Here is a 23,335-nt window from a genome sequence, read left to right as displayed (position 1 = left end):
CGCCGGATCGAGTCGATGCCGGGATGCATCCGGGACTATCGGGAGTGGCTGTCGGAGCAAGGGGTGGAGACGACCGGCATGCGTCCGATGGGCCACGCCGAGAGCGTGATGAGCCGGTTTGCGCATCGGGTGAAATCCCGCCGCAGCTGGAAAGACCAAGGGCTTCGGGCGTTTCTGAGGGCGATGGCAGCCCGAATCGACGGGATTTGGCGGAGAAATGGGCAGTTGGTGGAGGAAGAAGAGACCCGAACGGCAGCCTCGGCCTCAACAAAGTCCAAGCGGATCGAACAGGCCAAACGGAAGGCCGGACGGTTATGGGCAGATGTGGTGCGTCAGAATCTACCGTGTCTGCAGCGGTCATCCGGGACACCGATCCATCAAGCGTTGTCGGCGCTCCGGGATGGTGGTTGGGTGTAAAAAAATGGAATATCGTATCATCGCCTCAAGATGAGGGATGAGAGTCCGAAAGCGCTTACGATATTAATTCCTGAAAATGGTTCGCTAACTAGTGATTGACAACGCCCGTAGTGAACCGAAAAAATGTTCTCCACAAAGTCTTGACTGACTCCGGGGAGGAATCGCCCTTCCTCCTTTCTTTTGTATATGATAGAATAAGAATGTGGAGAAAACCGTTGAATCAAGGCACTCCAATCCCCGTTACTCGATGTAGGGAGTTGGTTGCAGGAAACGTTGCAACCGTAAAACATCGAGCGTACATCCGTCTGTTGTGCGTGGAAGTCAAGTACTGCCTACAGACATGCCGAGCCACTCGGTAGCGATATAGGCATGACCTATGTCGTTGGGTAGTCGTCAACCTGCCCCTGATGCAACCCCAAGTCAAGGAAGGAGGACGAAGTCCGTTCGCACTTCTGGGGAGTTGCAAGCCCCCGCTTCAAGCGTTAGCTAAGTGGGGGTAGTTGACACGCTTTTGAACCAAGGCCGGGGATGAATTCAAGCGGCACTTGATAAATGTACGGCGGCCGTTTCGGCCCGCGTTCCGCCGTTTTCAGCTCCGCAAGCCGGTCAAACACGCCTTTCACGAAGCGATGATGGCCGCATGCCGCACAGCGGTCGACGTCCGGTGCAACCGGCGCAAGGCAGCGCTCGCACACTGTCTGGTGATATTTTCCGAGTTTGGGATTTAAACCGTAGTTGGCGACAATCGCGCGCCCGTCTTCACCGCGCAGCGCTTTTTCCAATTCAGCAAACGTCGGGGCGGCGAGCCGCACTTCTTCATATTCGCGGGCGATTTTCCGCAGCGAATGGGCATCGGAATCCGTCAAGTACGGGTAGCGATGCAATTCGGCGATCTGGTCCGCCATCGCCGTGTCGGCGCTTAACCCAAGTTCAATGGCATCAATCCAATCCGGGTCAAACACTTCTGTCAGGCTGTGCTTGACCCCTTTTCCGTACAAGCTTTTAAACGGGGTGAACGCGTGCGCGGGAATGAACCAGCCGCCCTGCTCTTTCGCGGCAGCTTGCAGCTCGCGGCCGGAGGCGTAAATGCGCTGTGAACTGAGCGACATGTTCTTTATCCGTTTGCCAAGCCAGCCGGAAAACGTGCGCATCGTCTGCACAGTCGGCAAAAAAACGAGCACGTGGATCGGTCCATGGCAATGGTCGTCATATACTTCGATTTCACTGCCTAACAAAAGCGTCACTTTCCCGGCGCTGACGCCGCCCCCCTCATGTTCGCGCCAACCGTGCTTCTCCATTGCCCGCTCGAGCTCGTCCAGCACTTCGGGCACATGGCTGTCAATGACGCCGACGAGGTCGATCCCTTTCACCTCAGCCGCCTCATGCAAGATGTTCTCAAGCGTCAACGTCCGCGCCCCAGTAATTTTCACCGGGCGGCCCGAGGCGGTGCGGCCGATGTGAATATGTAAATCAGCGTAATAACAGCCGAGGCCGCGCTCGTTTTTTTTATTCGGCATTTTGCTCCCCTAGCGCGCGGCGCAGCTGCAAATATTGCAAGGCGTATGCCGTTTTCGCATCGTAAATGTCGCGTTGTTGAAGCATCTCAAGCGCCTCCTCCAATGTAACTTCCAACAGCTCGACAAACTCATCTTCATCCAAACCGGCGCCGTCCTCCGCTTTTTCCAGCCCCTCGGCGACATACAAATGGATGAGTTCATCGGCAAACCCTGGGGATGTATAAAAGGAAATGAGATGGCGCATCGATTGGGCGCGGTAGCCGGTTTCTTCTTCGAGCTCGCGGTGTGCGGAAGCGAGCGGCTCTTCCCCATGTTCTAGCTTGCCCGCCGGAATCTCGACTAATGCGCGCTCCAGCGCTTTTCGGTACTGGCGGACAAGAACGATTTTCCCGTCCGGCAACAGCGGCAGCACCGCCACCGCCCCCGGATGTTTGATCACCTCGCGCCGGCTCGTTTTCCCATTTGGCAGCTCGACTTCCTCGATATACAAGTCAATGATGCGGCCGCTGAACAATTTCTCTTTGCGGACGGTTTTTTCATACAACTTCTCCATTCTTCTTCTCCCCTATCGATTGATGGACTCTTTTCCATTGTACTACATGTTTGGCCATTTTTTCGCTTCCGTTGTACAATGAACATATCATCATCGATCGCGAAAGGGGGCGCAAAAGATGAACAAACGCCGCATCGGCACATCAGACTTATACGTCAGCGAAATTGGACTCGGCTGCATGTCGCTCGGCACTGATGAAAACCATGCCATCTATCTCATCCATGAAGCATTGGAGCGCGGCATCAACTACTTGGATACAGCCGATTTATACGACCGCGGCTTAAACGAGGAATTTGTCGGCAAAGCGGTGAAAGGAAAACGCGACCAAGTCATCATCGCGACAAAAGTCGGCAACCGTTGGCGCCGAGACGGAAGCGGCTGGGACTGGGATCCGTCAAAAGCCTATATCAAACAAGCGGTCAAAGAGAGCCTGCGCCGCCTGCAAACGGACTACATTGACTTATACCAGCTCCACGGCGGCACGATCGACGACCCGATCGATGAGACGATTGAAGCGTTCGAAGAGTTGAAGCAAGAAGGCGTCATCCGTTGGTACGGCATCTCCTCGATCCGCCCAAACGTCATTCGCGAATATGTGAAGCGCTCGAACATCGTCAGCGTCATGATGCAATACAGCTTGCTTGACCGCCGCCCGGAAGAATGGTTCCCGCTTCTTCGCGAACACAACATCAGCGTGATCGCCCGCGGCCCGGTCGCAAAAGGCTTGCTCACGAGCCGCCCGCTTGAGCAGGCGGGAAGCGCGGTGAAACAACACGGCTACCTCGATTATTCGTATGAAGAACTGCAGGCGCTCATCCCGAAGCTGAAGGAAAAAACGGCCGGGCGCCGTTCATTGACTGCGACCGCGCTGCAATTTTGCCTGTATGACCCGGTCGTTGCCGCCGTCATTCCGGGCGCAAGCCGGCTTCGGCAGCTTGAAGAAAACATCGCCGCCGCTTCCGCCCCGCCGCTTGATGCCGACGAATACGAATGGCTGAAACAAACGACAAAACGCTCGGTGTACGACGTGCATCGATAAAAACCAAAGGAGCGGAAAGAAAGCCGACATGCCTTGCTGAAAAATAGATCGAGCCAAAAAATGCAAACAAATCGAGAGCCCGGCGGCCGTTGACGGCCGCATACGGGCTCTCGTTCGGTACGTGCGGCCGCTCATTTGCGACGAGCGGGCCGACCGTCGTAAGCGGCGCGCGCAAATTGACGGCCAACGCGACGACTGCTCCAGCCGTCCAGAATGGAAAAGAAGAGGGGCGCGTCGCTGCCGCATTCGATTTCATCGTCCATCCCCTCCGCTACTTAAATTTCCGCCAGTCTAGCTCGCTTTCCTCAAGCAGCTCGGCAAACGATTTCTGTTCCTCACGGCGGCGCGCTTCCTCGCGGCGCCGCGCTTCCTCTGCCGCTCGCCTCCGCGCTTCTTCCTCGGCAAGTGCGCGCTTTTTCTCAAGCAGCTTCGCTTCCACCGCGGCGCCAAGCCGGTCGGCGATCGTCAAAGCCTCCGTCCCTTGCTCTTTTTTTCGCCCGATCTTCTTCATCATGTCCGCCCCCCTTGCATAACAATCGTTCATTTGTCAAACGATACAACTACACGACAAAGAAAAGGAGAGATGATGGATGGCGAAAAACCGCGCCCAAAAAGGGAAACCATCTGCTGATACGGTCAAGCCGGTGATCGCAAAAGAAGAATTGGAAAAAGCAATCCACCCGACCAAGCGGCAAAACAGTCCTCAATAACCGCAACATGGACGATGCAGCTTTTATCAAAAGGGGCGCCCTGCAGCCCAAATCGGCTTTCAGGGCGTCCCCTTTACAACACTTCGGTGATGTGCGGCATATGTTCGCCAAGCCAGGCGATCGCCGCCTCCAGCGTCGGAAACTCTTTCGTTTCAAACGTCATTTCGTTTTGCAGCAGCCAGACGTCTTTCGCCTCATGATACGGGCCGGCGACCGACCAATGAAGCAAGCTGTACGGATCGTTTTCATGGGTGAACGACACCCATGTTTTTTGCTTCGCCGCCTTTGCGAGCTGCTCTAGCTTACCGTTCATGGCCGGATTTCACCTCAACAAGCGGCATATGACCATTCAACGTTTGCCCTGGGCTTTTGAGCTGAAAAACGGTCGTTCCCGGCTTGACGTCAATCGTCATCGCTTCATCAAAAAAGATGAGGCGCGACCGTTCCACGAGCACCGGCGCAAAATTCGTCTCGACGGCCAAATCATCGTCATCGGCTTTGTCGACAAGCCATAGCGCCGGCACGCCGTCGACCAAACAGCCGCAGCCGTCAGTGTCAAACATCAACTTTAACTGCCGTCCGGATTCCGCTACAATAGAGGCAAGCGCCCGTTTGGCTGCATCCGTAAACGTGATGTACAGACTCATAGCTGGCTCCTTTTCCCTTTGATTTCCTTTATTTATTTTACCTGTCAACATGAGAAACTGTCAAAACAAAGCAAGGAGGAAAAAGCGATGGCAAAAGTGCAAATCAAAGTGAACGACAACGGCTCGCTGCGCGTCACCGGCGATGTTGAACTGCTCGATGGAGAAGGAAAGCCGTTTGTGACCAAACAAACGTTTTCGCTCTGCCGTTGCGGGCTGTCGAACAACAAACCGTTTTGCGACGGTTCGCACAAAGGCCGCTTCCAATCCGTTGTCCGCGCCCCTTTGCCGGAAACGGATAAACAATAAGGCGGTGAGAAGCCGATGGACGAACGATGGCTGCAAAAACAAGTGCGCAACTGCCTGCGGCATTATGGCTATGATGATGACATGATGCCGCTTGGCGAAGACGACTGGCGCGAGCTTTGCACCCGCATTGCCGCCGCCAAAGAGAGGCAGCCAAACGCGGACATCTATGAACTTGTCCATGACGCCGTCTACCGGTTCATCACCAGCGCTTGACCCGGCTCGTGTCAAACGAACACGGGGTTGGCCCCAAAGGCCATCTTTCTTCAAGAAGAGGAAAGGCGTTTCGCGCGTCTAGACGATGATCAGAAAGGGTGCCCCTTATATTTGGGACACCCTCGCTTACTTTTGGAAAAACGCCCGCTTTGCCACCTTTTCCACAAGACCCGGAGCGAGCCGGTACAGCCGGCTGCCGAGATCCATCCAACGCGGCATGTTCACTTCGCGCGTTGGCGTCATCATCGCGGCAACAACGCGCTTCGCCACCGCCTCCGGCCTTAACATCCAACGCGAGACATTGCGCACATACTCTCCCGATTCATCAGCGGCCGAAAAAAAGTTCGTCTCCACCGGCCCCGGATTGACGGCCGTGACAAAAATGCCAAAGCGCCCCGCCTCGAGGCGGAGGCTGTCGGTAAAGCCAACGACCGCGTGTTTCGTCGCGGAATAGACACTCGACTTCGGCGTCGCGATTTTGCCGGCTTGCGACGCAATGTTGATAATATGGCCGCTTCCTCTCTCTTTCATATGCGAATACACCGCCTTCGTACAGGCGATGAGGCCGAAGACGTTGACGGCAAACATCCTCTCCATTTCATCCAAGTCGATGTCCTCGACATAGCGAAAGACGCCAAACCCGGCGTTGTTGACCAACACATCGATCGCGCCAAGATCCGCAATGAGCTGGGAAACAACCGCCTCGATCATGCCGCGGTCGCTGACATCAAGCGATGCATACGGGGCGCGAATGCCGGTTTGCGCTTCGATCCGCGCGCTCGCTTCTTTCAGCTTTTCTTCACTGCGCGCCAAGAGCACCGGCACCGCCCCTTGGCGCGCCGCTTCATAGGCGATTTGCTCGCCAATTCCTCCCGACGCTCCGGTAATGACGACATGGCGCCCCTTCAGCCGCACACCGACACCCCCACCGCTTCGTAGACGTATCGGCCGGCTTCCTGCTTTTTCGTCACATACCCGTTCGCCTCGAGATAATCAAGCTGGCCGATCGTCTCTGACATCGTCAGCATGAGCTGGCGTTCGTAAGCGGTGGAAAACAGCTTTTGACAAACGTCAAACACCGTATGCGGGCGTTCTTTCACCATTTCGAGCACCCGCTCAGCGCGCTGGCGCTGCTTACCCAGCCGCTCGCGAACGAGCGCCGGAATATCGGTCGCATCGTCGCCATGGCCGTTTAGCGAGCGAACGATATCGTATTGCAGCATTTTTTGCAGCGACTCGTTGTACTGCAACAACGGTTTCGGCCGTCCCGTCTCTCCTTCCGCCGGCGGCTCCATCATTGGATTCGGGGAAATATGAACAAGCAAATGATCGCCGCCGATCAGCAATCCGTCCGCCTCGCGGTAGAGGGCGATATGGCTTTGCGCATGCCCCGGCGTTTCGATGACCTGCCACCCGGGCATCCCCGGCACCGCGTCCCCTTCCGTCACCATGATGTCAAGCCCGCGCCGGCTTGCGTAGCGAAGCGATCCGCCTTCTTTGGACAGTTGACTGAACAAACGGCGGTCGACGCCGCATTCCGTAAAAAATTCCTGAAAAAATTGGACGTACCGCTCCATAAACGAACGTTCGCGGCGCAAAAACGGATCGGCTTTCGGATGGCCGATGATCGGCGCATGCGGAACATAATCAAGCAAGCCGACATGATCCGGATGATGGTGAGTAATGACGATTTGTTCAATATCCTCTGGCGCATAACCGACCTCGCCAAGCTGCTTCACAAACAGCTGCCATGCTTCCTCTGTTTTCACTCCGGCATCGACCAGCGTCAACCGATCGCCGGCGATCACGTACATATGCACATCGCCGACCGGAAACGGCGTCGGCACCGTGATCCGATACACTCGTTCCTCGTTCATTGCGTTCCCTTCTTTCCTCAAGTTCATGAACCATTCCGTTCGAACCGTTTCATCAGTCAAAATGAATAGTTATTCATTATATTTTATTTTACAGTTTACATCGATTTCATCCATTTGTCATGCCTTTTTCTTCCGCACGACGAAATTGCAAAAAAATTCGCTCTCCTCTCTTGACAACAGCGCCTGTCCCGCGGCATAATGACTAATAACATCACGGATACGGCAAACCGGCGATGAACAGGGCCAGTAAACCGCAAACGGCACCAGAGAGCGAAGCCCGCGGCTGGAAGGCTTTGCGGCCCTCTTTGCGGTTGAACCTACCCTAGGAGCTGTTAGGCCAACCTAAACGCCTCCCCGGCGTTATCGGGGCAGAGTCGGGCCTGTTTGGCGCTTGGGCCAAATCGGGCCAAAAAAGGTGGTACCGCGGAAACGAAGGTTTTCCGTCCTTTTGCAGGACGGGAAACCTTTTTCTTTTGGATGGATACACCAAGGCAAGGAGGAGTGGAATGATGAACAACGAACGAACGATCGCGCTCATCGGCGCCGGCTCGATGGCGGAATCGCTCATCGCCGGCATGACGAAAGCGTTTTGCCATCCGGCGCACATTGTCGTCGCCAACCGACAAAACCGCGCTCGGCTCGAGGAGCTGGCGCGCCAATACGGTGTTTGCACGGCGGGTTGCGCGCAAGAAGCCGTCAAACAAGCGGATATCGTCATTTTGGCGATGAAGCCGAAAGACGTCGTCGAAGCGATGAACGCCATCGCACCGACCCTCCGCGCCCATCAGCTCATTCTTTCACTGCTCGCCGGCATCACGACCGAGACGATCGAACGGCTCGCCGGACGCAACATCCCTGTCGTGCGCGCCATGCCAAACACATCCGCCGCCGTCGGCTTATCAGCGACCGCGATCGCCGGCGGCCGCTTCGCCGCGAAAGAACATCTTGAGGTCGCCAAACAGCTGTTTGAAACGGTCGGCATCGTCGCTGTTGTGCCGGAGAAGGACTTGCATGCGGTCACCGGCCTGTCCGGGAGCGGTCCGGCGTATGTGTATTACTTGGTCGAAGCGATGGAAAAAGCGGCAGCCGACATCGGCCTTGAGCGAGATGTCGCCAAACGGCTCATTTTGCAAACGATCATCGGCGCAGCCGAGATGCTAAAAGCGTCCGACAAGCACCCATCCGTCCTGCGCCGTGAAGTCACGAGCCCAGGCGGCACGACCGAAGCCGGCATTGGCGTGCTTGAGCAATACCGGTTCCAAGAAGCGGTCATCGCCTGCATCCGCCGGGCGACGGCCCGCTCCGAAGAGCTCGGCAGCGCTCTTCTCGCTGCCATCGCCGAAGCGTAAAGAGCGGACCTCCGGAGCGCGCCGCTCCTTTTCCCGCCTAGCCCGAACACGGCGACAATCCGTTTTATTTTGTTTTTGATAAGCAGCGTGCTATCATCAGTCATGAACCACTCATTGGCCTAGAAAGGAGCTGCTTGTCATGAACACGGTATTGTTTTCGCCGTATACAATCCGCGGGCTGACGCTGAAAAACCGAATTGTCATGTCGCCGATGTGCATGTATTCGTGCGACACGAAAGACGGCGCCGTACGCACGTGGCATAAAATCCACTACCCGGCTCGCGCTGTCGGCCAAGTCGGCTTGATTATCGTTGAAGCGACCGGCGTGACGCCGCAAGGTCGCATTTCTGAACGCGACTTAGGCATTTGGAGCGATGACCATATCGCCGGGCTTCGCGAACTCGTTGGGCTTGTGAAAGAGCATGGGGCGGCCATCGGCATCCAGCTTGCCCATGCGGGGAGAAAATCGCAAGTGCCGGGAGAGATCATCGCTCCGTCAGCCGTCCCGTTTGATGATTCGTCGCCGACGCCAAAAGAAATGACGAAAGCCGACATTGAAGAAACGGTGCAAGCGTTCCAAAACGGCGCACGGCGCGCGAAGGAAGCCGGCTTTGACGTCATTGAAATCCATGCCGCCCACGGCTACCTCATTAACGAATTTTTATCGCCGCTCTCCAACCGGCGCCAAGACGAGTACGGCGGCTCTCCGGAAAACCGTTACCGTTTCTTGGGCGAGGTGATCGACGCTGTCCGCGAGGTGTGGGACGGACCGCTTTTTGTCCGCATCTCGGCGTCCGACTACCATCCGGACGGGCTGACGGCCAAAGACTATGTCCCATACGCCAAGCGGATGAAAGAACAAGGAGTCGACCTCGTCGATGTCAGCTCCGGCGCTATTGTTCCGGCGCGCATGAACGTCTATCCCGGCTACCAAGTGCCATTTGCCGAACTGATCCGCCGTGAAGCAGACATCCCGACCGGCGCCGTCGGCCTCATTACGTCCGGCTGGCAAGCGGAAGAAATTTTGCAAAACGGCCGCGCCGATCTCGTCTTTTTGGGGCGCGAGCTGCTGCGCAACCCGTATTGGCCATACGCCGCGGCGAGAGAGCTGGGCGCAAAAATCTCGGCGCCCGTCCAATATGAGCGCGGCTGGCGGTTTTAACCGCGCGGGATCGAAAATGAGGCGAAATCAGCGGCAAGATCGGTGTTCGGAAACACCTTCCGCGCCTCGGCGACGAGCTGCAGCGCCGCCTCACCTTGGTAGCGAGAGCTGATATGGGTCAAAATAAGCCGCTTCGCCCCGGCCCGCCTCGCCACCTCGGCTGCGTCTGTGGTCGTGGAATGGAAATAGTCATGGGCCAGCCGCTGTTCCGCCGCGGCAAACGTCGCCTCGTGGACGACGACATCGGCATCGCGGGCGAGTTCAATCGCCGCTTCGCAAAAACGGGTGTCGCCGAGCACCGCGACGATCCGCCCTTTTTGCGGCGGCCCGACAAATTCGCGCCCGTCGATGACCGTGCCGTCATCCAGCACGACCGTTTTTCCTTGCTTAATTTCTTGATAAATCGGGCCGGGGCGGACGCCGAGTGCTTGCAATCGATCGACCAAGAGCGGGCCGGGCAAATCTTTTTCCACGACGCGGAAACCGTATGACGGCATGCCGTGATCGAGCCGTTTGGCGATGACGGAAAACCGTTCATCGTCAAAAATGACGCCCTCATCGATCTCCGCAATGTTCAGTTCATAGCGGAGCTTTGTCCCGCTGACGGCAAGGGCCGTTTCGACAAACGCGCGAATGCCTTTTGGGCCGAAGACCGTAAGCGGCGTCTCGCCGCTTTGAAACGAACGGCTGCCTAGCAGTCCAGGCAATCCAAACAAATGGTCGCCATGCAAGTGCGTAATAAAAATATGCTCGATGCGGCGCGGGCGAATGGCGGTATGCAAAATTTGATGCTGCGTCGCTTCGCCGCAGTCAAACAGCCATGTCGCCCCGCGTTCGCCAAGCAGCTGCAGGGCGACGGACGATACGTTGCGCTCTTTGGCCGGCACGCCGGCACCCGTACCTAAAAACAACAGTTCCAACGCGCTTCACTCCTTTTTCTCGCTCAATATGGCCTGTTGTTAGCGTACCAATGTCAAAACGGCTTTTCAACTTTCTTTTGCGCTCAAAAACGCCGGGTTGGCGCCCGGCTCTTTCATGAACATAAACGCTTTCCCGCCGGAAAGCAACAAAGTGTTTGCGTTCCGACCGGCAAACCTCTACAATGGTTTCATTGAAGAGACAAATTTGGTTAAAGCGAGGTACATACGGTGGACAACATGAATCCGAAATCGATCATCGTCATTTTCGGAGCGACGGGAGATTTGGCGAAACGGAAACTGTTTCCGTCCCTTTACCGCCTGTATGAAAAAGGGCATTTGAACGAGCAATTCGCTGTCGTCGGCGTCGCGCGCCGCCCGTTGTCGGCCGACGAGTTCCGGAACTATGTGCGCGACTCGGTCGAAACGGCGTTTCACCAAAAGCTCGCCGACGGCCGATTCACCTCCCATTTCTATTACCATCCGTTCGACGTGACGGAAGCCGAGTCGTATCAGCGCTTAAAGTCGCTCCTCGAACAGCTCGACGGCACATACAAGACCGAAGGCAACCGCATCTTTTATTTGGCGATGGCGCCGGAATTTTTCGGCACCGTCACGTCCCGCTTGCAGTCGGAAGGATTGACGGAAACGCACGGCTTTAAGCGGCTCGTCATCGAAAAGCCGTTCGGGCATGACTTGGCGAGCGCCGAGAAGCTGAATGACGAGATTCGCCGCGTCTTTTCCGAGCGGGAAATCTACCGGATCGACCATTACCTCGGCAAAGAAATGGTGCAAAACATCGAGGTCATCCGCTTTTCAAACGCCATTTTCGAGCCGCTTTGGAACAACCGGTTCATCGCCAACATTCAAATCACATCGAGCGAAACGCTCGGCGTCGAAGACCGCGGCCGCTACTACGACCATTCCGGGGCGTTGCGCGACATGGTGCAAAACCATATGCTGCAAATGGTCGCTCTGTTGGCGATGGAACCGCCGATCAAATTAACGACCGATGACATCCGCCATGAAAAAGTGAAAGTGTTGCGCGCCTTGCGCCCGATTGCGCACGATGAAGTCGACCGCTATTTCGTGCGCGGCCAATACGGGCGCGGGGTGATCCACGGCAAACACGTGCCGGCGTACCGCGAGGAGCCGAACGTCGATCCGGACTCGAACACGGAAACGTTCGTCGCTGGAAAACTTTTGATCGACAACTTCCGTTGGGCTGGCGTGCCGTTTTACATTCGCACCGGCAAACGGATGGCGGAAAAATCGACGAAAATCGTCGTCCAATTTAAAGATGTACCGATGAACTTGTATTACCGGACGAATGAGACGATCGCCCCGAACTTGCTCGTCATCCACATCCAGCCGGACGAAGGGATCACCCTTCATTTAAACGGCAAAAAAACCGGGGAATCGACGACCATAACAGCTCCATTTCAACTCGACTATTGCAACAACTGCATCGATGGGATCAACACGCCGGAAGCGTACGAAAAGCTGCTGTACGACTGCATGCGCGGCGACGCGACAAACTTCACCCATTGGGATGAGGTAGCAGCGTCATGGCAGTTTGTCGACCCAATTTCTGAGGTGTGGGCGAACACAAAAGCTTCCGACTTTCCGAACTACGCGGCTGGCTCCATGGGCCCGGCGGCCGCGGACGAGCTGCTCAAACAAGACGGCTTCCACTGGTGGCCGATCGCGCATCCGCGGCCATAACCGCGAATCGTTTGCGCCCGCCGCCCTTTTGGACAAGCGAGCGTTATCTCTCATGCAAAGGAGCGAATGAACGATGAAGGTGTATGACGTCACGGCCCCGATTTACGAGGGCATGCCCGTATATAAAAACAAACCGGAAAAACAACCGAAGCGCACCACCGTCACCAACGGCTATGTGACCGAATCGCGCATTGACATGGACGTGCACACCGGCACGCACATTGACGCCCCTCTTCATATGGTCGAAGGCGGAGCGACGTTTGAAACGATTCCATTGGACGACCTCGTCGGCCCGTGCAAGCTGTTCGATTTAACCGATGTCAACGACCGGATCACGAAAGACGACATCGCACATCTTGACATTCAAGAAGGGGACTTCGTTCTGTTTAAAACGAAAAACTCCTTTGATGATGCATTTAACTTTGAGTTTATTTTCGTCGCCGAAGACGCGGCTCGTTATTTGGCCGACAAACAAATCCGCGGCGTCGGCATCGACGCCCTTGGCATTGAGCGAGCGCAAGAAGGCCATCCGACCCATAAAACGCTCTTTTCGGCCGGCGTCATCATCATCGAAGGGCTGCGGCTGAAAGACGTCCCCGAAGGCCGCTATTTCATGATCGCCGCCCCGCTCAAACTCGTCGGCACCGACGCCGCCCCGGCGCGCGTCTTGCTGTTGGACCGCGAGCCGTAAAAACAGCCGGTTCCCCGATGGGACCGGCTGTTTGATCATTTCAAATTGAATATTCGCCATGGCCGCCCTAAAGACTAGTAAAATGGCGGGGGCTTCCTCGCCTCTGTTTACAGCTCTTCCCCGTTCGTGCGAATGACGCGCTGGAACCAGTAGAAGCTTTTTTTCTTATAGCGCTTCAAATCGCGCAAGTTCTCGTCGTCGCGGTTGACGAAAATGACGCCGTAGCGCTTGCGCATCTCCCCTTGCGAGCTTAATAGATCCGTCGCCCCCCACATCAAATAGCCGATCACCTCGACCCCTTCTTCCATGGCCATCTTCATTTGTTCGATATGGCGGCGCAAATAGTCGATCCGCTCATCATCTTCGACCGTGCCGTCCTCATTCAGCTCCTCCTCAAGCCCGATGCCGTTTTCGGTGATGAAAATCGGCATTTCGTAACGGGCATACACGTCTTTTAAGGCAATCCGCAACCCGATCGGATCGATCGCCCAGCCCCATTTCGTCTTTGGCAAATAGGGATTCGGTTCCAGCCCTTTGACGATCCGTTCATCCTGTTCTTGGTGACGGACGATTTGGCTTTGATAGTAGCTGAACGACAAAAAGTCGACCGTTTGCGAACGGAGCAACTCCTCATCCCCCGCTTCGAGCGGCAGGCAGATTCCTTTTTTCTCAAGCCGGTTGGTCACATAACGCGGATAGGCGCCGCGGGCGAACACATCAAAGAAGAAATCAAGGAACAGCTCTTTCGCCTGCACGTTCGCCAAAGCGTCTTCCGGCCGGCATGTCGCCGGATACGTCGTCAAATACGTCACCATCCCGCCGATCTTCGCCTCGGGAGCGATTTCGCGCAGCGCCTTCACGGCTTTCGCGTGGGCGATGAACACGTTATGACAGACGCGGTAGGCAAACGCTTCCGGGTCTTCGTCTTCCGGGCAGATCGCCCCCCATAAATGCGGCTGTTCGAGCACTAAATTTTGTTCGTTGAACGTCAGCCAATAGTTCACTTTCCCGCGGTAACGCGCAAATACGGTGCGCGCGTACCGCTCAAACAAGTCGACGACCTTTCGCGAGGCAAAGCCGTTGTATTTCTTGGCCAACGCCAGCGGCAAATCAAAATGGTACAGCGTAATGACCGGCTCGATGCCGTTCGCTCTCAATTCATCAAACACGGCGTCATAAAACGCCAACCCCGCTTCATTCGGCTCCCCTTCCCCGTCCGGAAAAATGCGCGTCCAAGCGATGCTCGTCCGGTAGGCGGTAAAGCCGAGCTCCTTGAACAACGCGATGTCTTCTTTGTAGCGATGGTAAAAATCGACCGCCACTTTCCAATCGGAATGCCCTTTTGGAATCGGGCGCGCATCCACGATCGACAGCCCTTTGCCGCCTTCGTTCCACGCCCCTTCCGTCTGAAACGACGTCACCGCTCCGCCCCATAAAAAGTTGTCGGGGATGATCGATTTACGCTGTTGTGACATGGAAAGACCCTCCTATCTGTGAACAGACGTGTTTAAGTGATTGAACGCCTTGGAAAATTCACCTTTGGGCATCATCCTCATGATGACATATTTGCTTCTTTATAAAACGAGACGGGCGGAGGTACGAGCCCGTCTAGACGTTGTGAAAACTGTTTCATGCGCTTTGGAGAAGCACCAACGCTCCCAGCAATGGCAATTTTACTGAGACAGTTTTTGCTTAATCAAATAATGGTTCGTAGCCACTTTTCGATACGTGAAGATCATTCCATCATCTCCAGCCGTTGCGAGCAGCGCTTCAGATGACAAATCGGCGATTTTCGTTCCTGTTGCCCGGTTATAAATGGCACGGCTGGTGATGATATATTGACGGCTCGCCGCCCGCAGCGGCTCCGGAAATTCAGCGGCCACCAATGCGCCGGGCTGGGCTGGATTGATGCGCGCCTTTCCGTAAAAAATCTCCCCGCCATTCCAATCCCCCGTCAAACAATGATTTCTAATTCCTTCCTTATACATTCCTTGCGCATAGCATAGCTCAAACAATCGAGCACCGACATTTGACCATTCCTTATCCATCCTCAATATCCATGATAGCCCACCGTTGATCATCACTTCAAGCTCTTTTTGCCATACGCCCCCTGTTCGGCCGCATGCACCAACTGCCGCCGATCACGAACAGCGGCCATCGCTTTGCTGTGTAATGCATTTTCATGCTTTCCATTTTGAACCTCCTTTCCCCCGAACGGTCAAACAAATATAATGAAAACGGAGCTCCCAATAGAAACAAGTGGGGTGAGGCAAAGTTGAACATTTTGCTCATTGAAGATGATGTGACGTTGTTTCAAGAAATCAAAGCACGTTTGGAACAATGGTCGTACGACGTTTGCGGCATCCGCGATTTCGGCCGTGTGATGGAAGAGTTTTCTGCTTGCAAGCCGCACTTGGGAAAGCTTTCGTTTCATCAAGCACCAAAAAACCCTTAGAACCGCCTTCGGCTCTAAGGGTTTTTCGCTTATTTCAACCATTCCGTATGGAAAATGCCTTCTTTGTCGACGCGTTCGTACGTGTGGGCGCCGAAGTAGTCGCGCTGCGCTTGGATTAAGTTGGCTGGGAGCACCGCGGTGCGGTAGCTGTCGTAATAGGCGAGGGCGCTTGCGAATCCTGGCACTGGAATGCCGCGCATCGCCGCGGTGGCGACGATTTCGCGGAGCGCGTCTTGGTAGCGTTCGACAATGTCTTTGAAATACGGATCCAAGAGCAAGTTCGAAAGCGCCGGATCGCGGTCGTACGCCTCTTTAATTTTTTGCAAAAATTGCGCGCGGATGATGCAGCCGCCGCGGAAGATCATGGCGATGTCGCCATAGCGCAAGTTCCAGTTGTATTCCTCAGAAGCCGCCTTCATTTGCGCAAATCCTTGGGCGTACGAGCAAATTTTGCTCATGTAAAGCGCGCGGCGCACCGCTTCGATGAAGTGGGCGCGGTCGCCTTCAAACGGCTTCACCGCTGGGCCTGCCAGCACTTTGCTTGCTTTCACGCGCTCGTCTTTCATGGCCGAGAGGAAACGGGCGAACACCGATTCCGTGATGATCGGCAGCGGCACGCCCAAATCGAGGGCGTTTTGGCTCGTCCATTTGCCCGTCCCTTTTTGCCCGGCTTTGTCCAAAATGACATCAACAAGCGGCTTGCCTGTTTCTTCATCGATTTTCGTGAAAATGTCGGCCGTGATCTCGATTAAGTAGCTGTTCAGCTCGCCTTTGTTCCAGTCGGCGAACACTTCGTGCAGCTCTGCAGCATCCATGCCGAGCACATGTTTGAGCAAGAAGTACGCTTCAGCGATCAGCTGCATGTCGCCGTATTCGATGCCGTTGTGCACCATTTTGACATAATGCCCGGCGCCGTCCGGACCGATGTACGTCGTGCACGGTTCGCCGTCGACTTTGGCGGCGATGGCTTCAAAAATCGGGCGCACGAGCTCATGCGCTTCTTTTTGGCCCCCTGGCATGATCGACGGGCCTTTCAGCGCCCCTTCCTCGCCGCCCGAGACGCCCGTGCCAATAAAGTGGATGCCAAGTTCGGCGAGTTCTTTGTTGCGGCGCTGCGTATCTTTAAAATACGTATTGCCGCCGTCAATTACAATATCGCCTTTTTCCAAATGCGGCTTCAGCTGTTCGATCGTCGCGTCCGTCGGCGCGCCCGCTTTCACCATCAGCAAAATTTTCCGCGGTTTTTCCAAGGCGTTGACGAATTCTTCAATGCTGTATGTACCGACAATGTTTTTTCCTTTCGCTTCTTGCAAAAACTCGTCCGTTTTTTCGCGCGAACGGTTGTAGACCGCCACCGAATAGCCTTTGCTTTCGATGTTGAGCGCCAAGTTTTTCCCCATGACCGCCAGTCCGATGACGCCGATTTGCTGTTTCGCCATTGTCCAACGTCCCTTTCCGTTTTGGTTTGTTCATCAAACAACATACCATACGTTTGCGCTTGCCTGCAAGTTTTTCTAAACCGATTTAGGAACGAGGCGGCACGACGGATTTGTTTGCCATTTTCATATTGAAAATGAAAGGGGCGCAACGCCCCTCATGCTTAGTAGCCTCCATAGTGCGGGAAGTCGTATGGTCCAAACGGGTAATGACCATAAGGCACGCCATACGGGAAGTGATGATAGCCGTCATACCCTCCATGCCAATGATGATGGTGATAACCGTATGGAGGATAGCCGTAGCCGCCAAAGTACGGCGGATAAAAGCCGCCCGGATACGGGCCAAACGGTCGAACCATGGAATGCGCCTCCTCTTCATGAGTTGAAGTTCATTTCCATGATTAGGATATGCGCGGAAGAAAAAACGGTATAGGCAAACACCTATACCGTCTCTTCCTCTTGGATGACCTGGGCCGCGGCCTGGGCGGCGGCCACTTGCTCGCGAATCGCGTCCGCTTCTTCCAAATGGGCAAACAAGACGCGCGGATCCAGCACCGTGAGCAACCGCTCCGGCAGCGTCGCGATCCCGACGACATACGGCGTGCGCTCCGCGGATACGAGCTGCAGCGGTTTGATGGCTTCCGGTTCAATATCGACAATTTCCTTTGCTTCGTCAACGATAAACGCCACCGACAACCCGTCGACCGCGGCGACGACAAGACGCGTCTGCTCGGTTTCCTCGATCGCTTTCCCATATAGAAGCTTTCGCATATCGAGCACCGGCGCGAGCTCGCCGCGGATGCGCGCAACGCCCGCCATACAATCCGGCATATGCGGCACGGCCGTCGGCGCCGTCATTTTCTCAATCGAGACGACATACGCGATCGAAACGGCGTACTGTTCCCGCTCGACGCGAAACACCACGTATTTGTCCATTCCCCCGCCACCTCTTTCGTGATTCGCACTCTGCTTTTTTTATCGGCTCATTCCGGCCGAATGTTTACCGAAAGGTTCAAGAAAAAAGAGCATCCAGCCTCGGGATGCTCATTCGGCATTGGCGACTTCCTCGACAATGGCGACAACCATCTCTGTCAGCTTCACCAACTCTTCAATCGGCATCCGCTCGTTCGTCGTATGGATCTCTTCATAGCCGACAGCGAGGTTGACCGTCGGAATGCCGAAGCCGGCGATGATATTGGCATCGCTGCCGCCGCCGCTTCGCTCGAGCTTGCACGGCCGGCCGATTTTCGCCGCCGCCCGTTTGGCGACCTCGACGACATGGTCGCCGTCGCTGAACTTAAAGCCCGGGTACATCACTTCCACTTCGACATCGGCGCGGCCGCCCATTTCCACGGCGACCGTTTCAAACGCCTCTTTCATTTTCGCCACTTGCGCTTCCATTTTTTCTGGGACAAGCGAGCGGGCTTCCGCTAAAATATCGACGCGGTCGCAGACGATGTTCGTTTGCGTGCCGCCTTCAAAGCGGCCGATGTTGGCCGTTGTTTCCTCGTCGATGCGGCCGAGCGGCATTTTCGCGATCGCTTTCGCCGCAATCGTAATGGCTGACACCCCTTTTTCAGGCGCCACACCGGCATGAGCGGTTTTGCCATGCACAACGACTTTCAGCTTCGCCTGCGTCGGGGCGGCGACGACGATGTTGCCGACTTTGCCGTCGCTGTCCAAGGCATAGCCGTATTTCGCTTGGATGAGCGACGGATCGAGCGCCTTCGCCCCGACAAGCCCCGACTCTTCGCCGACGGTGATGATAAACTGGATTACGCCGTGCGGGATGTTTTGTTCTTTCAACACGCGAATCGCTTCCAACATGGCCGCCAAGCCCGCCTTGTCGTCCGCCCCTAAAATCGTCGTCCCGTCGGTGACGACATAGCCGTCTTGGATCGACGGTTTCACCCCTTTGCCCGGCACGACCGTATCCATATGCGACGTGAAGTAAATCGGGTCGACCCCGTCTTTCGTCGCGGCGAGCGTGCAAATCAAGTTGCCTGCCCCATGCCCCGTTTTCGCGGCCGCATCGTCTTCGATCACATCGAGGCCAAGCGCTTCAAACTTTTGTTTGAGCACCTTCGCAATGTCCCCTTCATGCTTCGTTTCCGAATCGATTTGCACGAGTTCCAAAAATTCGTCGACAAGACGCTGTTCATTGACCATCGCTTTTTTCCTCCTGCTTATGTATTCCACCTTAAGTATACCGAAATGTTCCGCCAAGAGCCAAACCGGACGCCGGAACGATCGGCACGCACAGCGCTGACAGCCACGTTCGCAATGCGCCAGCGCGAGCTCCCGGGTTCGACAGACGAAAAAATCCGTAAGCAATGGGAGACATAGCAGCGGAATGAGCCTGATGGACGCGAATCCGTATGCGAAAATAGAGGCCAAGCAACAAAACGGGGCCCCTTGACCCCGTTTTTACAGCGGAATATTGCCATGCTTTTTCTTCGGCCGCTCCTCGTGCTTGTTTCGAAGCATCTCGAGCGCCTGAATGAGCTTGATTCTCGTATCGCGCGGGTCGATGACGTCATCGATCATGCCGTATTTGGCGGCGACATACGGATTGGCGAATTTCTCGCGGTATTCGGCAATTTTTTGCGCCCGCGTTTCTTCCGGATTCGGACTTTTTTCAATTTCGCTCGCGAAAATGATGTTCGCCGCCCCTTGCGGCCCCATGACGGCCACTTCGGCGTTCGGCCACGCATAGACGACATCGGCGCCGATCGATTTGCTGTTTAAGGCGACGTACGCGCCGCCGTACGCTTTCCGCAAAATGACCGTAATTTTCGGCACCGTTGCTTCCGAGTAGGCATACAAAATTTTCGCCCCATGGCGGATGATGCCGCCGTGCTCCTGCTTGACGCCCGGGAAAAAGCCGGTGACGTCCTCAAACGTAATGATCGGGATGTTGAACGAATCGCAAAAACGGATAAAACGCGCCGCCTTGTCGGACGAATCAATGTCAAGCCCGCCGGCCATAAACTTCGGCTGGTTGCACACAAGCCCGACCACTTCGCCTTTGATGCGGGCAAAGCCGATCACGATGTTTTTGGCGAAATCTTTTTGCACTTCCAGAAACGATCCGTCATCGACGACGTGGGCGATGACGTGGCGCACATCGTACGGGCGGACGGCGTCAATCGGCACGACATCGGCCAAATCGGGGCGGTAGTCGTCCCCGTCCGGAATCGGGCCAAACGGCGGCTTTTCGTTATTGTTTGACGGCAAATAGCCCAAGAGCCGCCGCACCTCGGCGAGCGCTTCCTCTTCATTCGCCGCCGCAAAATGGGCGTTGCCGCTGATCGTGTTGTGCACGCGGGCGCCGCCTAAATCTTCGGCGCTGATTTTCTCCCCGGTCACCGCTTCAATCACTTTCGGACCGGTGATGAACATTTGGCTCGTTTTTTCGACCATGAACACAAAATCCGTGATGGCCGGCGAATAGACGGCCCCGCCGGCGCACGGCCCCATAATGACGGAAATTTGCGGGATGACGCCGGAATAAATGGCGTTGCGGTAAAAAATGTGCCCGTACCCGTCAAGCGACAAGACCCCTTCTTGAATGCGGGCGCCGCCCGAATCGTTCAAGCCGATGACCGGCGCCCCGGTTTTCGCCGCTAAATCCATGATGTTCGCAATTTTTTTCGCGTGCATTTCCCCAAGCGCCCCGCCGAAGACGGTGAAATCTTGCGAAAACACAAACACGGTGCGGCCGTTGATCTTCCCGTAGCCGGTGACGACCCCATCGCCCGGCCCCTTCTTTTCGCCAAGTCCAAAATCGGTGCAGCGGTGCTCGATGAACGGATTGAGCTCGACAAACGTCCCTTCATCCAACAGCAAGTCAATCCGCTCGCGCGCCGTCAGCTTCCCTTTCGCGTGCTGCTGTTCAATTTTCTCATCGCCGCCGCCCAGTTCAATCTCACGTCGGCGGTCATATAATTCATTGATTTTATCGTACATGTCGCTCATTGGTGTCCCTCCGTTTTCGTCCGTTCACAAAGCTCATACAACACGCCGCCGGTCGATTTCGGGTGCATGAAGGCCACCCACGCCCCGCCGGCGCCGCGTTTTGGCGCATCTTGAATCATGCGGATGCCATGCTCCTTCAGCTCACGGATGCGCTCGGTGATGTCTTCAACCCCAAGCGCCACATGATGAATCCCTTCGCCGCGCTTTTCGATAAATTTCGCCACCGCGCTCTCCGGCGACAGCGGCTCAAGCAGCTCCAGTTTCGCCTCTCCGGCCTGCAAAAACGCCACTTTCACCTGCTCCGACTCGACTTCCTCGATGCCAAGAAACGGCAGGCCGAGCACCTCCGTATAAAACGGAAGCGCTTTCTCGATCGAGCGGACGGCAATGCCGATATGGTCGACTTTTTTCACTTCCATCGTCTGCATCCCCTTTGCCGCAAAATGATGAGGCCAACATTTTATCATTCGCCGTTTCGACAAAAAATCCTGCTTTTTTGTTTTTCTTTGTCCGCGCCACGGTCGAGCCTTGGATCGGTTCGCTTGGCATCGGACATTTTTCCTTGTCCGCCCTGCGGTTTGCCGTTACAATAAACGTAGAACAGCGGACGGAAGGAGGACGGACCGTTGTCGCGGAAAACGCAAAAATTCGTGGTTTACTTGATGCTCATTTGCATGCTGCTGACGACGCTCCTCGCCGGCATCAGCATGTGGTTTTAAACCTGCCCAAAAAAACGCAAGCTCCGTTTCGGAGCTTGCGTTTTTCATCGGACAGCGCCGTACCGTTTGGCAATGGCGTAAAGCGATTCGTTGCTGCGGAGAATGAGCACGTTGGCGCCGATGGGCACCCGTTCATACAGCTGCTCGACATCGCGGTTGTGCATGCGCACACAGCCTTGCGAAACGTAGCCGCCAATCGACGCCGGGTTGTTCGTGCCATGAATGCCGTACGTGCGCCCGTCCGTCCCGCGCGCGTTAAAGCCGATCCACCTTGTGCCGAGCGGATTGTTCGGCGCCCCGCCTGGAATGTTCTTTTTCCGATAATACGGGTGTTTCGCCTTCACCGTCACCGTAAACATCCCCTCCGGCGTCAAATCGGCATTGACCCCGGTCGCCACCGGATAAACGGCTTCGATGCGGCCGTCGCGGACGAGCGCGAGCTTATTGATCGCTTTGTTCACAATGACAAGCGGCTTCGCCTCCGCCGCTGTCTGGAAAGGCGCTCCCAACAGGGCGGTGAGCACGAAACAAATGGCCAACCATACCCGCATATCCGTCCATCCTTTGCTTGAATGTTTGGCTATAGTGTGCGCCAAAACGGATGAACATATGCCCTGCATCATGCCTTCAGCCGCTGCGGTTTTCGTTCGTTTCCGGGATGGAATTCGCTTTTGATGATTAAATATCGCTCCAATTCGCGCACCAAATGAAACAACGCCGCCCGCTCTTCAAACTGCTCGCGCGTCTTTGGCAGCGGCATCGCTTTAAACTGTTCGCGCATCTCGGCAAGGCGCCGCAAAAAGCGGTCCGCCGTATTTCCCGGATGAATGGCGTCGCTTAATTCGTCGATAAAATCGGCGACCATCATCCGCTGCTCGACCGTGTAGACGAGCGATGTCACAAGCGGAAGCATATGCTCGATGATTTCCAACTGCCGCTCACGCATGCGGAAGTAGCGGACATATTCATCCTCATTCCGCCATAATTGATTGTCGGCGTGGCGCATGGCGAGTTTTTTCGCTTTGTCGAGCGTCTCGGCGGCAAGCGGCAGCTCTTTTCCATCCCAATCAAGCTCATTTGTGCGCAAGTAGCGGACGATTTCTTTTAAAATAATGCGAAACAAATCTTCGACAATGCGCTGGTACTCTTTGAGCTCCTTCTCGGCGCTCGGCATGTACATGTTCATCAGCAGCGCTACCCCAATGCCAACCGCCACGAGCAAGATCTCATTGGCGACCAATCCCCACGTGATGTCTTGGGCCGCATACAAATGCAAAATAATGACCGAGCTTGTCGCAATGCCTTCATTGATTTTCAAGCGAACCGTCACCGGAATGAACAACAAAAGCAACAGCCCGATCGTCCACGGATGATAGCCGAAGGCGGCAAAAAACAACGCCGCAAACCCGACCGCAACGACGCACGCCGCAAAACGGGCCCGAGCGGTCTCAAGCGACCGCTTTTTCGTCACTTGGACGCATAAAATGACGATAATGCCAGCGGAAGCGAAATTATGCAGGCCGATCAGCTGAGCGATGGCGATCGCCAGCGCCGCCCCCACCGCCGTTTTCAATGTCCGATAGCCGATTTTCATCGCGCCGTCTCCTTTGCCAATGGTTGCCGA

The 23,335-nt window shown here is 55.6% G+C and carries 26 protein-coding genes and 2 pseudogenes; 10 read left to right on the top strand and 18 right to left on the bottom strand.

Translation table 11 applies throughout. The annotated features are described in order from the left end of the window. Positions 1–417: UPF0236 family transposase-like protein (locus CD000_RS04040; protein ID WP_198962483.1), on the top strand; the 417-nt coding region annotated here is incomplete at its 5' end. Positions 418–923: 506 nt separating this feature from the next. Here the strand turns inward: CD000_RS04040 and CD000_RS04030 are convergent. Together CD000_RS04030 and CD000_RS04025 are read right to left on the bottom strand one after the other, a co-directional pair. Then, positions 924–1,934: pseudogene (locus CD000_RS04030) on the bottom strand (endonuclease Q family protein); the annotation flags it as partial. Then, positions 1,924–2,487 (bottom strand): NUDIX domain-containing protein, encoded by a 564-nt coding sequence (locus tag CD000_RS04025; protein WP_011231802.1) that lies wholly within the window; start codon positions 2,485–2,487, stop codon positions 1,924–1,926. The gene CD000_RS04025 and the pseudogene CD000_RS04030, both read right to left, overlap by 11 nt. Positions 2,488–2,605: 118 nt before the next feature. On the opposite strand from CD000_RS04025, the gene CD000_RS04020 reads away from it, so the two are divergent. Continuing rightward, complete coding sequence (locus CD000_RS04020) at positions 2,606–3,526, top strand: aldo/keto reductase (RefSeq protein WP_096224951.1); 921 nt, start codon at positions 2,606–2,608, stop codon at positions 3,524–3,526. 271 nt (positions 3,527–3,797) lie between these two features. Here CD000_RS04020 and CD000_RS04015 read toward each other — a convergent pair whose 3' ends face one another. The 3 genes from CD000_RS04015 to CD000_RS04005 form a co-directional block, all read right to left on the bottom strand. Next, a complete protein-coding gene (locus CD000_RS04015; RefSeq protein ID WP_033009052.1) occupies positions 3,798–4,040 on the bottom strand; it encodes a YqkE family protein in 243 nt (80 codons plus the stop codon). A 269-nt stretch (positions 4,041–4,309) separates the two neighbouring features. After that, positions 4,310–4,549: a YqkC family protein gene (locus CD000_RS04010; protein WP_012820668.1), complete on the bottom strand. Its 240-nt coding sequence runs from the start codon at positions 4,547–4,549 to the stop codon at positions 4,310–4,312. Then, complete coding sequence (locus CD000_RS04005) at positions 4,539–4,883, bottom strand: iron-sulfur cluster biosynthesis family protein (RefSeq protein ID WP_096224950.1); 345 nt, start codon at positions 4,881–4,883, stop codon at positions 4,539–4,541. The genes CD000_RS04010 and CD000_RS04005 overlap by 11 nt, the downstream gene beginning before the upstream one ends. A gap of 87 nt (positions 4,884–4,970) precedes the next feature. Between CD000_RS04005 and CD000_RS04000 the strand changes: the two genes are divergently transcribed. Together CD000_RS04000 and CD000_RS03995 are read left to right on the top strand one after the other, a co-directional pair. Beyond that, complete coding sequence (locus tag CD000_RS04000) at positions 4,971–5,189, top strand: CDGSH iron-sulfur domain-containing protein (RefSeq protein WP_011231809.1); 219 nt, start codon at positions 4,971–4,973, stop codon at positions 5,187–5,189. Positions 5,190–5,204: 15 nt separating this feature from the next. Next, positions 5,205–5,402, top strand: a complete 198-nt coding sequence (locus CD000_RS03995; protein ID WP_011231810.1) for a YqzH family protein — start codon at positions 5,205–5,207, stop codon at positions 5,400–5,402. Positions 5,403–5,528: 126 nt separating this feature from the next. Here CD000_RS03995 and CD000_RS03990 read toward each other — a convergent pair whose 3' ends face one another. Together CD000_RS03990 and CD000_RS03985 are read right to left on the bottom strand one after the other, a co-directional pair. Then, positions 5,529–6,317, bottom strand: coding sequence for an SDR family NAD(P)-dependent oxidoreductase (locus tag CD000_RS03990; protein WP_014196272.1), 789 nt, complete (start codon positions 6,315–6,317; stop codon positions 5,529–5,531). Further along, on the bottom strand, positions 6,308–7,279 hold the full coding sequence (locus tag CD000_RS03985; RefSeq protein WP_096224949.1) for an MBL fold metallo-hydrolase: 972 nt from the start codon (positions 7,277–7,279) through the stop codon (positions 6,308–6,310). The genes CD000_RS03990 and CD000_RS03985 overlap by 10 nt, the downstream gene beginning before the upstream one ends. Positions 7,280–7,788: 509 nt before the next feature. Between CD000_RS03985 and proI the strand changes: the two genes are divergently transcribed. Continuing rightward, complete coding sequence (gene proI, locus CD000_RS03980; RefSeq protein WP_096226226.1) at positions 7,789–8,628, top strand: pyrroline-5-carboxylate reductase ProI; 840 nt, start codon at positions 7,789–7,791, stop codon at positions 8,626–8,628. 139 nt (positions 8,629–8,767) lie between these two features. Next, complete coding sequence (gene namA / locus CD000_RS03975; protein WP_033016477.1) at positions 8,768–9,790, top strand: NADPH dehydrogenase NamA; 1,023 nt, start codon at positions 8,768–8,770, stop codon at positions 9,788–9,790. On the opposite strand, the gene rnz is transcribed toward namA, so the two are convergent. Next, entirely contained in the window at positions 9,787–10,710 is a 924-nt protein-coding gene (rnz, locus tag CD000_RS03970; RefSeq protein ID WP_096224948.1) for a ribonuclease Z, read from the bottom strand. The genes namA and rnz overlap by 4 nt on opposite strands. A 228-nt stretch (positions 10,711–10,938) precedes the next feature. Here rnz and zwf point away from each other — a divergent pair, with 228 nt between their 5' ends. Further along, positions 10,939–12,432: a glucose-6-phosphate dehydrogenase gene (gene zwf / locus CD000_RS03965; protein WP_096224947.1), complete on the top strand. Its 1,494-nt coding sequence runs from the start codon at positions 10,939–10,941 to the stop codon at positions 12,430–12,432. A 73-nt stretch (positions 12,433–12,505) separates the two neighbouring features. Next, a complete protein-coding gene (locus CD000_RS03960; RefSeq protein ID WP_096224946.1) occupies positions 12,506–13,123 on the top strand; it encodes a cyclase family protein in 618 nt (205 codons plus the stop codon). A 107-nt stretch (positions 13,124–13,230) separates the two neighbouring features. Here CD000_RS03960 and CD000_RS03955 read toward each other — a convergent pair whose 3' ends face one another. Continuing rightward, positions 13,231–14,598 (bottom strand): glycoside hydrolase family 1 protein, encoded by a 1,368-nt coding sequence (locus tag CD000_RS03955; protein WP_096224945.1) that lies wholly within the window; start codon positions 14,596–14,598, stop codon positions 13,231–13,233. A gap of 198 nt (positions 14,599–14,796) precedes the next feature. Continuing rightward, a complete protein-coding gene (locus CD000_RS03950) occupies positions 14,797–15,171 on the bottom strand; it encodes a hypothetical protein (RefSeq protein WP_233130394.1) in 375 nt (124 codons plus the stop codon). A gap of 227 nt (positions 15,172–15,398) precedes the next feature. On the opposite strand from CD000_RS03950, the pseudogene CD000_RS19530 reads away from it, so the two are divergent. After that, positions 15,399–15,539: pseudogene (locus tag CD000_RS19530) on the top strand (response regulator); the annotation flags it as partial. A gap of 68 nt (positions 15,540–15,607) precedes the next feature. Here the strand turns inward: CD000_RS19530 and gndA are convergent. The 6 genes from gndA to mce all read right to left on the bottom strand — a co-directional run bounded on the left by gndA (position 15,608) and on the right by mce (position 21,411). Then, entirely contained in the window at positions 15,608–17,017 is a 1,410-nt protein-coding gene (gene gndA, locus CD000_RS03935) for an NADP-dependent phosphogluconate dehydrogenase (RefSeq protein WP_011231826.1), read from the bottom strand. Between the two features lie 161 nt (positions 17,018–17,178). Beyond that, complete coding sequence (locus tag CD000_RS03930; protein WP_096224944.1) at positions 17,179–17,373, bottom strand: hypothetical protein; 195 nt, start codon at positions 17,371–17,373, stop codon at positions 17,179–17,181. 82 nt (positions 17,374–17,455) lie between these two features. After that, complete coding sequence (locus CD000_RS03925; RefSeq protein ID WP_011231828.1) at positions 17,456–17,950, bottom strand: chemotaxis protein CheW; 495 nt, start codon at positions 17,948–17,950, stop codon at positions 17,456–17,458. Positions 17,951–18,058: 108 nt separating this feature from the next. After that, complete coding sequence (locus CD000_RS03920) at positions 18,059–19,183, bottom strand: tripeptidase T (RefSeq protein WP_096224943.1); 1,125 nt, start codon at positions 19,181–19,183, stop codon at positions 18,059–18,061. 258 nt (positions 19,184–19,441) lie between these two features. After that, positions 19,442–20,992, bottom strand: coding sequence for an acyl-CoA carboxylase subunit beta (locus CD000_RS03915; protein WP_096224942.1), 1,551 nt, complete (start codon positions 20,990–20,992; stop codon positions 19,442–19,444). After that, positions 20,989–21,411, bottom strand: coding sequence for a methylmalonyl-CoA epimerase (mce, locus tag CD000_RS03910; RefSeq protein ID WP_096224941.1), 423 nt, complete (start codon positions 21,409–21,411; stop codon positions 20,989–20,991). Before mce ends, CD000_RS03915 begins: the two co-directional genes overlap by 4 nt. 207 nt (positions 21,412–21,618) lie before the next feature. Between mce and prli42 the strand changes: the two genes are divergently transcribed. Further along, a complete protein-coding gene (gene prli42 / locus CD000_RS18425) occupies positions 21,619–21,711 on the top strand; it encodes a stressosome-associated protein Prli42 (RefSeq protein WP_012820630.1) in 93 nt (30 codons plus the stop codon). Positions 21,712–21,755: 44 nt separating this feature from the next. On the opposite strand, the gene CD000_RS03905 is transcribed toward prli42, so the two are convergent. Next, a complete protein-coding gene (locus tag CD000_RS03905; RefSeq protein ID WP_096224940.1) occupies positions 21,756–22,262 on the bottom strand; it encodes a L,D-transpeptidase in 507 nt (168 codons plus the stop codon). A gap of 68 nt (positions 22,263–22,330) precedes the next feature. Then, positions 22,331–23,305, bottom strand: coding sequence for an aromatic acid exporter family protein (locus CD000_RS03900; protein ID WP_096224939.1), 975 nt, complete (start codon positions 23,303–23,305; stop codon positions 22,331–22,333). Positions 23,306–23,335: the final 30 nt, after the last annotated feature.

It is taken from the genome of Geobacillus sp. FJAT-46040, assembly GCF_002335725.1.
GTDB classification, from domain to species: Bacteria; Bacillota; Bacilli; order Bacillales; family Anoxybacillaceae; genus Geobacillus; species Geobacillus thermoleovorans.
Note: the sequence above shows the minus strand (reverse complement) of the source record. Positions and strands in the feature narration are given on the sequence as shown.

Bases quoted from the DNA above. Each gene is read 5' to 3' on its own strand.
- CD000_RS04000 (WP_011231809.1), top strand. From the start codon at position 4,971: ATGGCAAAAGTGCAAATCAAAGTGAACGACAACGGCTCGCTGCGCGTC.
- gndA (WP_011231826.1), bottom strand. From the start codon at position 17,017: ATGGCGAAACAGCAAATCGGCGTCATCGGACTGGCGGTCATGGGGAAA.
- CD000_RS03985 (WP_096224949.1), bottom strand. From the start codon at position 7,279: ATGAACGAGGAACGAGTGTATCGGATCACGGTGCCGACGCCGTTTCCG.
- CD000_RS03960 (WP_096224946.1), top strand. From the start codon at position 12,506: ATGAAGGTGTATGACGTCACGGCCCCGATTTACGAGGGCATGCCCGTA.
- CD000_RS03955 (WP_096224945.1), bottom strand. From the start codon at position 14,598: ATGTCACAACAGCGTAAATCGATCATCCCCGACAACTTTTTATGGGGC.
- CD000_RS04005 (WP_096224950.1), bottom strand. From the start codon at position 4,883: ATGAGTCTGTACATCACGTTTACGGATGCAGCCAAACGGGCGCTTGCC.
- CD000_RS03995 (WP_011231810.1), top strand. From the start codon at position 5,205: ATGGACGAACGATGGCTGCAAAAACAAGTGCGCAACTGCCTGCGGCAT.
- mce (WP_096224941.1), bottom strand. From the start codon at position 21,411: ATGGAAGTGAAAAAAGTCGACCATATCGGCATTGCCGTCCGCTCGATC.
- namA (WP_033016477.1), top strand. From the start codon at position 8,768: ATGAACACGGTATTGTTTTCGCCGTATACAATCCGCGGGCTGACGCTG.
- CD000_RS03930 (WP_096224944.1), bottom strand. From the start codon at position 17,373: ATGGTTCGACCGTTTGGCCCGTATCCGGGCGGCTTTTATCCGCCGTAC.
- CD000_RS04025 (WP_011231802.1), bottom strand. From the start codon at position 2,487: ATGGAGAAGTTGTATGAAAAAACCGTCCGCAAAGAGAAATTGTTCAGC.
- CD000_RS03920 (WP_096224943.1), bottom strand. From the start codon at position 19,183: ATGGTCAATGAACAGCGTCTTGTCGACGAATTTTTGGAACTCGTGCAA.
- CD000_RS04020 (WP_096224951.1), top strand. From the start codon at position 2,606: ATGAACAAACGCCGCATCGGCACATCAGACTTATACGTCAGCGAAATT.
- CD000_RS03925 (WP_011231828.1), bottom strand. From the start codon at position 17,950: ATGGACAAATACGTGGTGTTTCGCGTCGAGCGGGAACAGTACGCCGTT.
- proI (WP_096226226.1), top strand. From the start codon at position 7,789: ATGAACAACGAACGAACGATCGCGCTCATCGGCGCCGGCTCGATGGCG.
- CD000_RS03905 (WP_096224940.1), bottom strand. From the start codon at position 22,262: ATGCGGGTATGGTTGGCCATTTGTTTCGTGCTCACCGCCCTGTTGGGA.
- CD000_RS04010 (WP_012820668.1), bottom strand. From the start codon at position 4,549: ATGAACGGTAAGCTAGAGCAGCTCGCAAAGGCGGCGAAGCAAAAAACA.
- CD000_RS03915 (WP_096224942.1), bottom strand. From the start codon at position 20,992: ATGAGCGACATGTACGATAAAATCAATGAATTATATGACCGCCGACGT.
- CD000_RS03950 (WP_233130394.1), bottom strand. From the start codon at position 15,171: ATGGATAAGGAATGGTCAAATGTCGGTGCTCGATTGTTTGAGCTATGC.
- CD000_RS04015 (WP_033009052.1), bottom strand. From the start codon at position 4,040: ATGATGAAGAAGATCGGGCGAAAAAAAGAGCAAGGGACGGAGGCTTTG.
- CD000_RS03900 (WP_096224939.1), bottom strand. From the start codon at position 23,305: ATGAAAATCGGCTATCGGACATTGAAAACGGCGGTGGGGGCGGCGCTG.